At 65.7% G+C, this 9350-nt stretch carries 10 protein-coding genes and 1 pseudogene; 7 read left to right on the forward strand and 4 right to left on the reverse strand.

Going from position 1 to position 9350, the window contains the following annotated elements; genetic code table 11:
• Positions 1-165: 165 nt before the first annotated feature.
• The 4 genes from ACREBX_RS01920 to ACREBX_RS01935 all read right to left on the reverse strand — a co-directional run bounded on the left by ACREBX_RS01920 (position 166) and on the right by ACREBX_RS01935 (position 2376).
• On the reverse strand, positions 166-627 hold the full coding sequence (locus ACREBX_RS01920; RefSeq protein WP_431560068.1) for a Dps family protein: 462 nt from the start codon (positions 625-627) through the stop codon (positions 166-168).
• A 114-nt stretch (positions 628-741) separates the two neighbouring features.
• Positions 742-1296, reverse strand: coding sequence for a hypothetical protein (locus ACREBX_RS01925; protein WP_431560069.1), 555 nt, complete (start codon positions 1294-1296; stop codon positions 742-744).
• A gap of 44 nt (positions 1297-1340) precedes the next feature.
• Complete coding sequence (locus ACREBX_RS01930; RefSeq protein WP_431560070.1) at positions 1341-1670, reverse strand: hypothetical protein; 330 nt, start codon at positions 1668-1670, stop codon at positions 1341-1343.
• Positions 1671-1731: 61 nt separating this feature from the next.
• On the reverse strand, positions 1732-2376 hold the full coding sequence (locus ACREBX_RS01935; protein WP_431560071.1) for a GGDEF domain-containing protein: 645 nt from the start codon (positions 2374-2376) through the stop codon (positions 1732-1734).
• A 194-nt stretch (positions 2377-2570) separates the two neighbouring features.
• On the opposite strand from ACREBX_RS01935, the gene purE reads away from it, so the two are divergent.
• The 7 genes and pseudogenes from purE to ACREBX_RS01970 all read left to right on the forward strand — a co-directional run.
• On the forward strand, positions 2571-3068 hold the full coding sequence (gene purE / locus ACREBX_RS01940) for a 5-(carboxyamino)imidazole ribonucleotide mutase (protein ID WP_431560072.1): 498 nt from the start codon (positions 2571-2573) through the stop codon (positions 3066-3068).
• Positions 3069-3074: 6 nt separating this feature from the next.
• Positions 3075-4148, forward strand: coding sequence for a 5-(carboxyamino)imidazole ribonucleotide synthase (locus ACREBX_RS01945; protein WP_431560073.1), 1074 nt, complete (start codon positions 3075-3077; stop codon positions 4146-4148).
• On the forward strand, positions 4145-4642 hold the full coding sequence (locus ACREBX_RS01950) for a dihydrofolate reductase (RefSeq protein ID WP_431560074.1): 498 nt from the start codon (positions 4145-4147) through the stop codon (positions 4640-4642). Before ACREBX_RS01945 ends, ACREBX_RS01950 begins: the two co-directional genes overlap by 4 nt.
• The gene (locus tag ACREBX_RS01955; protein ID WP_431560075.1) at positions 4642-5841 is read left to right on the forward strand and encodes a dipeptidase; all 1200 of its coding nucleotides are present in this window, start codon (positions 4642-4644) and stop codon (positions 5839-5841) included. The genes ACREBX_RS01950 and ACREBX_RS01955 overlap by 1 nt, the downstream gene beginning before the upstream one ends.
• Positions 5842-5995: 154 nt before the next feature.
• Positions 5996-6925 (forward strand): bifunctional riboflavin kinase/FAD synthetase, encoded by a 930-nt coding sequence (locus ACREBX_RS01960; protein WP_431560076.1) that lies wholly within the window; start codon positions 5996-5998, stop codon positions 6923-6925.
• Between the two features lie 171 nt (positions 6926-7096).
• Positions 7097-8140, forward strand: coding sequence for a glycerophosphodiester phosphodiesterase family protein (locus tag ACREBX_RS01965; protein ID WP_431560077.1), 1044 nt, complete (start codon positions 7097-7099; stop codon positions 8138-8140).
• Positions 8141-8263: 123 nt separating this feature from the next.
• Positions 8264-9067 (forward strand): annotated as a pseudogene (locus ACREBX_RS01970) (class I tRNA ligase family protein); the annotation flags it as partial.
• Positions 9068-9350: the final 283 nt, after the last annotated feature.

Below are 9350 nucleotides of genomic sequence, written 5' to 3' on the forward strand. Positions count from 1 at the left end.
CGGGGAGGGGGACCGCCGAAGGTGGTGGAGGGGGTTGGCGGCCTGAAGCGACGTTGCGGGCGGGCGCCAGCCCCCTCCGTCAGCGCTTCGCGCTGCCACCTCCCCACAAGTGGGGAGGATCGGTACGTCCGCTCACCACCCCAAAGCTGACAAAAGCCGCTTCACTCAATATCCCAGCGTCGCCTCCAGAAACCAGATCCGCTGCTGTGTCTCGTCGGCCCAGCCGTCGACCAGTCCGCTCGTCGCAATGTCGCCGTCGGCTTCGGCCGCGGCCTTCACCTCTTTGAGCTGCCCGAGAAGGGTCTTGTTATCGCCGGCCAGCGTGCGGATCATTGCCTCGGCATCCGCGCCCGCGCTGTCATCGTCGCGGATCGACGCGCGGCGGCCGACGTCGCCGATCGAGCGCAGCGTCGGCGCGCCATTTTTGCGCACACGCTCGGCGATCAGGTCGGTCGTCGCGAAAATCTGCGCCGCCTGCTCGTCGAAAAGCAAATGCAGCTCGCGAAAACGCGGCCCCTGGACGTGCCAGTGATAGTTTTTGGTCTTCAGATAGAGCGCGAAACTGTCGGCGAGCAGCGCGTTGAGCGCATCGGCGACGGCGGGGGCATTGTCATTCTTGTCGGACATGGGAGCATCCTTTCTGTTGCCCCGCCGATATAGCGAAGCCGCGAGCGGTTTTCCCATTGAAGCTTTGGGTGAGCTTCATCGACAAAAACGATGAAACCGAACCAGTCGAGCGTCTCAGCCGATCAATCCGAACGCCCCCAGCGCGGTCCGCAGACCCCAGAGAATCAGGATCGCCGCCGCCGCCCAGCGCAGGTTCCGCGCCGCGCGCCGCTCGGCGAGCGCCGGGCCAAAGGCGAGGAAGGGCAGCATCGCCAGCGTCCAGCCGACCAGCCCGCCGGCGGCCGCCCATTGCCCCGCACCGCTCGTCGCGGCGAGCGCGCCGATCAGAAAATGGCTGCGGTCGCCGAACTGGTTCGCGAGCATCCGGCTCGCCAATATCACGGGCGGCGCCTCATCCGCGACCGGATCGGGCAGAAGCTTCACCCGCCACAGCAGCGCGGCCGCCGCCGACAGCATAGCGAGCGCGACGAGCAGCGCGGCCACCCCCTGCCCGATCATCCCGTTGGCGATCGCGCCCGCAACCGCGGCGATGACCGCGTTGACGATGAAAGCCGCAAAAGCGGTGCCGACCGTGACGCGCCGGTCGCTGCGCCCGCTCACCAGCCGCGACAGCGCGATCCCGCTGCGCCCGTCGGCATTGGCGAGCAGCACCGCCACCAGCGCAAGCATGATTGCATCCATGACGTCAGATCTGAATTGTCAGGCGGACGCGGTCAATGACCCAGCCGGACCGCAACCGACGCCAGCCACGCTTCTTGTGCGGCATACGGCAGCGGCCCCTGCGGCACGGCAGCCGCATCGCTCATCGCGTCGAGATAGGTCAGGATCGCGGCGCGATAACCGCCCCCCGCGACCGCCGATTCGAGCCGGCTCGCCAGCGTCTCGACCGCGGCAAAGCCGTTGTCGCGCGCCAGGCAGCGGATGTCGTCGATCCCCTGCACGATCTGCGCGAGCGCGCAATGCGGCAGCGCTTCGGCCAGCGCACCGATCTGGCCGGTAATCCGGTTCTGGATGTCGAGATATGGGTCGGTCTGGTTTCGCATCTTACCCCCCTGTCGTCATGGGGATGATGCGCTTTTTTGGTTAACGCGCGGTTAGCGTGGGTTATCTATGACCCGGCAGCCCGCCCAGCCCCTGCTTGCTGCGATACATGTCGCGGTCGGCGGCGGCCAAAATGTCCGATTCGGTCATCCCCGTCTGCAGCATCGCGACGCCGAAGCACGCCGACAGCGCGATCGAATGCCCGTCATATTCGGCGGGTGCGGCGGTCAGCACATCGCACAACCGGTTGACCTGCACGCGCGCGCCATCCTCGCTCGATTGGTCGAGGATCAGCCCGAATTCGTCGCCGCCGATACGCGCTGCAACGTCCGTGGCGCGGATCGAGCCCGCGAGCCGCTTGGCGATCTCCATCAGCGCGAAATCGCCCGCGGCATGGCCAAAGCTGTCGTTGATATATTTGAGCTGGTTGACGTCGATAAAGACGACCGCGGCGCGTTCGGCGTGCCGCTCGAACCGCGCCATGCGGTGATGGATCGCGGTCAGGAAATAACGGCGGTTGAACAAGGGCGTCAGCGTATCGCGCTCGGACACACGTTCGAGCTCGGCGACGGCGATCTTCAACACGCGGTTTTCGCGGCGCAATGCATCGCGTTCCCGGCGTATTTCACGCAGCTGGTCCTCGATGGAGTCTACGGAAACGGTGCCGAACTGGTCGACCGCGATCCGTGCCCCCCCTACGCTATCCATTCAACGTCCCCGAACCCTACCCACGATCCCCGGCCGAATGCCGACGGCTATTGAGCGGCGACCCTAGCCGCGACTTGATACCAATCGGTAAACGCGGCGGTATGAATTGCGCGGCGTTGCCCGCACGCAAAGCAGTCGCTAGGGGGGATCGGCGGCGATTCACACGCGATGAAGCCGGGGCAGGAGGGATTGGAATGGGCGAAACCGCCCCGCAAGTCGGCGTAATCATGGGCAGCCAGTCGGACTGGCCAACGATGGCGCACGCGGTCCAGATCCTCGAAGAGTTCGGCATCGTGCACGAAGTCCAGATCGTCTCGGCGCACCGCACCCCCGACCGCCTTGTAAACTATGCCAAAAGCGCGGCAGACCGTGGGCTGAAGGCCATCATCGCGGGCGCCGGCGGCGCGGCGCACCTGCCCGGCATGGTCGCGTCGATGACGCGCGTGCCGGTGCTCGGCGTCCCCGTCCAGTCGGCGGCATTGAGCGGCGTCGACAGCCTCTACTCGATCGTCCAGATGCCCGGCGGCATCCCCGTTGCGACCTTTGCGATCGGCAAGGCGGGCGCGACCAATGCCGGCCTGTTCGCCGCCGCGCTGCTCGCGAATGTTGATGCCGATCTGGCACAAAAACTCGACGCGTGGCGCGAAGCGCAAACGAACAGCGTCGCCCCTACCCCCGTGCGCGAGGGCTGATCCCCGGTGCTCTCCCCCGGTTCGACGATCGGCATCCTCGGCGGCGGTCAGCTCGGCCGCATGCTCGCGGTTGCAGCGGCGCAGCTCGGCTACCGCGTCCATATCTATGCCCCCGACGCGACAAGCGTCGCGGCCGAAGTCACCGCGCACCACAGCCAGGCCGCGTGGGACGACGAACCGCGCCTCGCCGCCTTTGCCGCGGCGTGCGACGTCGTCACCTATGAATTCGAAAATGTGCCCGTCGACACGGTTCGTTTCCTCTCGGGGCATGTCGCGGTCCGCCCCGGTGCCGCAGGGCTCGAAATCGCGCAGGACCGGCTGACCGAAAAATATTTCGTTGCCGGGCTTGGCGGCCGCCCCGCGCCCTTCGCCGGCGTGCGTGATCGCGCCGCGCTCGGCACCGCACTCGAACAGATCGGCGCGCCCGCCATCCTCAAGACGGTGCGCATGGGTTATGACGGCAAGGGGCAGGCGCGGATCATGACCGCCGCCGATGCCGACGGCGCATGGGACGGCATCGACCGCCACGCCGCGGTGCTCGAAGGTTTCGTGACCTTCGCGCATGAATTTTCGGTCATTCTGGTGCGCGGCATCGATGGCGAGATCCGCTTCTGGGACTCGCCCGTCAACGTCCACAAGGACGGCATCCTCGCGACCTCGACCCTGCCCCCACCGCAAGCGGTGCTCGACCAGCAGGACGAAGCGCGCGCGCTGATGGCAAAGATCGCCGAAACCCTCGACTATGTCGGCGTCCTCACCGGCGAGTTTTTCGCCACGGCCGACGGCCCCGTCTTCAACGAAATGGCGCCGCGCGTCCACAACAGCGGGCATTGGACGATCGAGGGCGCGGTGGTCAGCCAGTTCGAAAATCACATTCGCGCCGTCGCCGGGCTGCCGCTCGGCAGCACCGAAACCGCCGCGCTTCCGGTCGTGATGCACAATCTGATCGGCGGCGGGATCGAGACGGTGCCCGACCTGCTCGCCGATCCCGCGTGCCACGTCCATCACTATGGCAAGGCCGAGGTCCGCGACGGCCGCAAGCTCGGCCATGCCACCTGGGTCGGAGTCAGTCCCGCATGAACCGTCCCGAAATCACCCTCGTCCTCGCGCGCGCCGCCAATGGCGTGATCGGCGCCGACGGCAAGATGCCCTGGCACCTTCCTGCCGACCTCCGCCGCTTCAAGCAAATCACGATGGGCCGCCCGATGATCATGGGGCGCAAGACCTTCGACAGCCTGCCCGCCATCCTCGAAGGCCGCCGTCACATCGTCCTTACGCGCGATCCCGAATGGCAGGACGAGGGCGCCGAGCCGGTGGCGACGATCGAGGAAGCACTCAAGCTCGCGAACGCCCCGCATGTGATGGTGATCGGCGGCGCCGAAATCTATCGCCTTTTCTTGCCGCTCGCCGACCGCATCGAGCTGACCGACGTCGCGCTCGAGCCCAAGGGCGACGCGGCGATCGACTATCCGGCGACGGCCGACTGGCACGAGACGGCGCGCGAGGATCATCCCGCAGACGACGCCGGCCGCCCGGCGTACAGTTTCGTCACGCTGGTGCGGAAAAAGCCCTGATGCGTCGCTGGCTGATCGGCATCCTGCTCGTCGTCGCGCTCGCCGCGCTCGCCTTTTTCGCGATTGCCCCCGGCATGCTCGAGCGCGGGATGAACCAGATCGACGGCAAACCGCTGCCGCAAGTCAGCGAACGCGCGAAGGCGCTGCACCGGACACTGACGATCGTCGACCTCCACAGCGACAGCTTGCTGTGGAAGCGGGACATCCTCGACCGCGCCGACCGCGGCCATATGGACCTGCCGCGGCTCGAGGAAGGCCATGTCGCGCTGCAAATCCTCGCGAGCACGACCAAATCGCCCAAGGGTCAGAATTACGACGCCAACAGCGGCGACACCGACAATATCACCAGCCTCGTGATCGCGCAGCTCCAGCCGGTGCGGACGTGGAACTCGCTGCTCGAACGCTCGCTGTGGCACGCCGAAAAACTGAAACGCGCTGCGGTGGCTTCGAATAACCAGCTCCACGAAATCTCGGCCCCTTACCAGATAGACGCGCTGCTCGCTGCTCGCCGCGGCAAAGCGGTGCCCGTCGGCGCGATGCTCAGCATCGAGGGGCTGCACGGCCTCGAAGGCAAGCTCGACAACCTCGACCGGCTCTACCACGCGGGGTTCCGCATGGCGGGGCTGACCCATTTTTTCGACAATGATCTCGCCGGATCGATGCACGGGCTGAAGAAGGGCGGGCTCACGCCGCTCGGCCGGCAGGTTATCGAGCGGATGGAAGAATATGGCATGGTCGTCGACATCGCGCATTGCTCGAACGCCTGCGTCGCCGACATTCTCAAGATCGCGCGCCGCCCAGTCGTCTCCAGTCACGGCGGCGTGCAGGCGACGTGCAAGGTCAACCGCAACCTCAGCGACGACCAGATCAAGGGCGTCGCCGCGACCGGCGGCCTCATCGGCATCGGCTATTGGGACGCCGCGGTGTGCGACACCTCGCCCGCGAGCATCGCAAAGGCGATGAAGCATGTCCGCGACCTCGTCGGCATTAGCCACGTCGCGCTCGGCAGCGATTATGACGGCGCGACCACGGTGCGCTTCGACACGTCGAAGCTGGTGCAGGTGACACAGGCGCTGATCGACGCGGGCTTCAGCGACGATGAAATCCGCGCCGCGATGGGCGGCAACGCGATCCGCGTGCTGCACGCGGGGCTTGTCCCCCTGACACCTCCGGCGCGCGAACGGGCTGCCGACAATTGACGGCGCAACCCTTCCCGTTTCCCCGAGCGAAGACGAGGGGCCCGTTCGAGCGGAGCGAGAAGCTGCGCTGCCGTAGCCTCGACTTCGCTCGGCATAGCCCCTCGACTTCGCTCGGGGAAACGGAACTGGGGCATTTGTCGTCATCGGACATGCCATGATCCGCCTCGACGGCCACGCCCGCATCGACGACCCGCTACGCGGCGGGGTGATCGCGCTCGGCAATTTCGACGGCTTTCACGCCGGGCATCAGGCGGTCGTCGGCCGTGCCGTCCGCCACGCGCAGGACGAGGGCCGCCCCGCGATCGTCGCGACCTTCGATCCGCATCCGGTGCGCTTCTTCAAACCCGACGTCCCGCCCTTCCGCCTGACCACGCTCGACCAGCGTCAGGAGCTGTTCGCCGCCGCGGGCGCCGACGCGATGCTCGTCCTGCCGTTCGACGCAGCGCTCGCGGCGACGACGGCCGAGGATTTCATCACCGAACTGCTGCTGGGTCGCTATGGCGCCGCGGGCGTCGTCACCGGCGCCGACTTCGTCTTCGGCAAGGGCCGCGGCGGCGATGTCGTCACCCTCGCCGACCATGCGCGCCGCCTCGGTTTCTTCACCGAAATGGTGGCCCCCGTCGACGCCGACGAGGAAGTCATCTCGTCGAGCCGCATCCGCGAGGCGCTGCAGGCGGGCGATTGCGCCACCGCGGCACGCCTGCTCACCCGCCCCTTCACCGTACGCAACGTCGTGCAGCACGGCGACAAGAACGGCCGCCTGCTCGGTTTCCCCACCGCGAACCTCGAAATGGGCCAATATCTGCGCCCGCGCTACGGCATCTACGCCGTCACCGGAAAGCTCCCCGACGGCCGCATCCTGAAAGGCGCCGCCAACCTCGGCATCCGCCCGAGCTTCGATCCGCCCAAGGAACTGCTCGAACCGCATTTTTTCGATTTTTCCGAAGACCTTTACGGGCAGGAAATCGACATCGCCTTCCACGACTTCATCCGCGCGGAAGCGAAATTCGACGATATGGACGCGCTGATGGCGCAGATCGCGGCGGATTGCGATGAAGCCAAGCGGTTACTGACGCACATCTAACCCTCTCCCCTTGCGGGAGAGGGTAGCGAGGCTTGCGAACTTGTTCGCTAGTCGCAGCGGGAGAGGGGTTGTGTGCTATCGACAGGGCAGAACCCCTCTCCCAGCTCAGCTAGGCAGCAAGCTGCCAAGCTTGCGCATCCCTCTCCCACAAGGGGAGAGGAAAAGGGGGGAATGATGACCGACAGCGAAGATTGGGCGACCGCGCTCGAAGGCCCGAAGAAAAAACCGATGAAACGGCGCACGAAGATCCTGCTCTGGGTCTTCGCGCTTGTCGTCGCCTGGTTCACGCTCAGCAACGCGAGCTGGCTCGCCCCCGACCCCACGGGCAAGCGCGTGCTGATCGCGCATCGCGGGGTGTCGCAGCTATTCGATCACACGGGCGTCACCGACGAAACCTGCACCGCGGCGCGCATCCATGCGCCAGAGCATGACTATATCGAAAACAGCCTGCCCTCGATGAAGGCGGCGATCGGCCGCGATGCGGGCATGGTCGAATTCGATGTCGCGGCGACCAAGGACGGGCAGGTCGCGGTCTTCCACGACTGGACGCTCGATTGCCGCACCGACGGCAAAGGCGAAATCCGCGACCACATGATGGCCGAATTGAAAGCGCTCGACATCGGTTATGGCTACACCGCCGACGGCGGCCAGACCTTCCCGCTGCGCGGCAAGGGTGTCGGCCTGATGCCCAGCCTCGACGAGGTGCTCGGCACGCTCGGCCACGCCTCGCTGCTGATCAACTTCAAGTCGCGCGACCCGAAAGAGGCCGACCTCGTTCTCGCCGCCTTCGCGCGCGCCGGAATCGATGCCAATGATCCGCGCTTCGGCTTTTTCGGCAATGCGCGCCTTATGCAGATCATCCGCGCGAAGGCTCCAAAGGCGTGGACGATGGATCCCGTCGCCGCAAAGCGCTGCACCGCGGATTATATCAAATTCGCCTGGTCGGGCTGGTATCCGGCAAGCTGCGTCGGGGGCACGATCATGGTGCCGCTCGACACTCAATGGGCCTATTGGGGCTGGCCCGACCGCCTGCAGGACCGCGCCGCGAAACATGGCACCCGCGTCCTCCTCACCGGCTCGCGCGGCGACGAGAAGGGCGGCATGGGGCTGTCCGAGGTGGGTCAGCTGACCAAGGTTCCCGCCAGCTTCACCGGCTATGTGTGGATCGACGACATCTACAATCTCGGGCCAGCGCTGCGGCCTAGGCAGAAATAGGCTTGCGGCAGAGATTGCTCCGGTGCGGACAAAGGTGATCCCCGGCGGGAGCCGGGGCCCACCGCGCCGACGCATGATTGTGGAGGTTTGCGCGCACGCGAATCTGCGCTAAGCGCCGCCACCATGACTGATACGCCCTCCGCCGCCGAGCAGCGCGACTACCGCGACACCGTCTTCCTGCCCAAGACCGACTTTCCGATGAAAGCCGGCCTGCCGCAGAAGGAGCCGCTGATTCTCGCCAAATGGCTCGAGGGCAATCTGGAGGGGCAAATCCGCGAGAGCCGCAAGGGCCGCGACCAGTTCATCCTCCACGACGGCCCGCCCTACGCCAATGGCGACATGCACATCGGCCATGCGCTCAACCATATCCTCAAGGACATGGTCGTCCGCACCCAGACGCTGAAGGGCAAGGACGCGCCCTATGTGCCCGGCTGGGACTGCCACGGCCTGCCGATCGAGTGGAAGGTCGAGGAGCAGTATCGCAAGAAAAAGCTCAACAAGGACGAGGTTCCGGTCGAGGAGTTCCGCGCCGAATGCCGCGCCTATGCCCAGCATTGGGTCGACACCCAGCGCGAGCAGCTGAAGCGCCTCGGCATCGGCGGCGACTGGGATCATCCGTATCTGACGATGGATTATGAGGCCGAGGCCACCATCGTCCGCGAACTGCTGAAATTCGCTGCGAACGACATGCTCTATCGCGGCGCCAAGCCGGTGATGTGGTCGCCGGTCGAAAAGACCGCGCTCGCCGAGGCCGAGATCGAATATGAGGATATCGTCTCGACCCAGATCGATGTCGCGTTCGAGATCGTCGAAAGCCCGATCCCCGAACTGGTCGGCGCGCATGCGGTGATCTGGACGACAACGCCGTGGACGATCCCGGTCAACCAGGCTTTGGCTTATGGGCCGGAGGTCGAGTACGAAGCTGTAGAACTTCAAACGGTCAATCGACTTCTGACCGATAGCCCCTACGATCTGAGCGCGATTCAGAAATGGGCGAGCAGAGTTTTCGTCGTAGCCAAGGACAAAAGTCTGCAGGCAGAGTTTCTCAAGCGTATTGGGAAATCACTCTCGACTGAAAACGCTCCGCACGAAGTGTCCGTTTTTGTTTCTAATGTCCGGTGGACAGGCAAAGGCTCCGACCTCGCCGGCACCATCGCCCACCACCCGATGGCGCCCCTCTTTTCACCCCTCCCCTGAAGGGGAGGGGCTT

The organism is Sphingopyxis sp., from assembly GCF_050725655.1.
Lineage (GTDB): Bacteria > Pseudomonadota > Alphaproteobacteria > Sphingomonadales > Sphingomonadaceae > Sphingopyxis.

Coding starts and splice junctions, on each gene's coding strand:
- ACREBX_RS01920 (WP_431560068.1), bottom strand. CDS start 627: ATGTCCGACAAGAATGACAATGCCCCCGCCGTCGCCGATGCGCTCAAC.
- ACREBX_RS01925 (WP_431560069.1), bottom strand. CDS start 1,296: ATGCTTGCGCTGGTGGCGGTGCTGCTCGCCAATGCCGACGGGCGCAGC.
- ACREBX_RS01930 (WP_431560070.1), bottom strand. CDS start 1,670: ATGCGAAACCAGACCGACCCATATCTCGACATCCAGAACCGGATTACC.
- ACREBX_RS01935 (WP_431560071.1), bottom strand. CDS start 2,376: ATGGATAGCGTAGGGGGGGCACGGATCGCGGTCGACCAGTTCGGCACC.
- purE (WP_431560072.1), top strand. CDS start 2,571: ATGGGCGAAACCGCCCCGCAAGTCGGCGTAATCATGGGCAGCCAGTCG.
- ACREBX_RS01950 (WP_431560074.1), top strand. CDS start 4,145: ATGAACCGTCCCGAAATCACCCTCGTCCTCGCGCGCGCCGCCAATGGC.
- ACREBX_RS01955 (WP_431560075.1), top strand. CDS start 4,642: ATGCGTCGCTGGCTGATCGGCATCCTGCTCGTCGTCGCGCTCGCCGCG.
- ACREBX_RS01960 (WP_431560076.1), top strand. CDS start 5,996: ATGATCCGCCTCGACGGCCACGCCCGCATCGACGACCCGCTACGCGGC.
- ACREBX_RS01965 (WP_431560077.1), top strand. CDS start 7,097: ATGATGACCGACAGCGAAGATTGGGCGACCGCGCTCGAAGGCCCGAAG.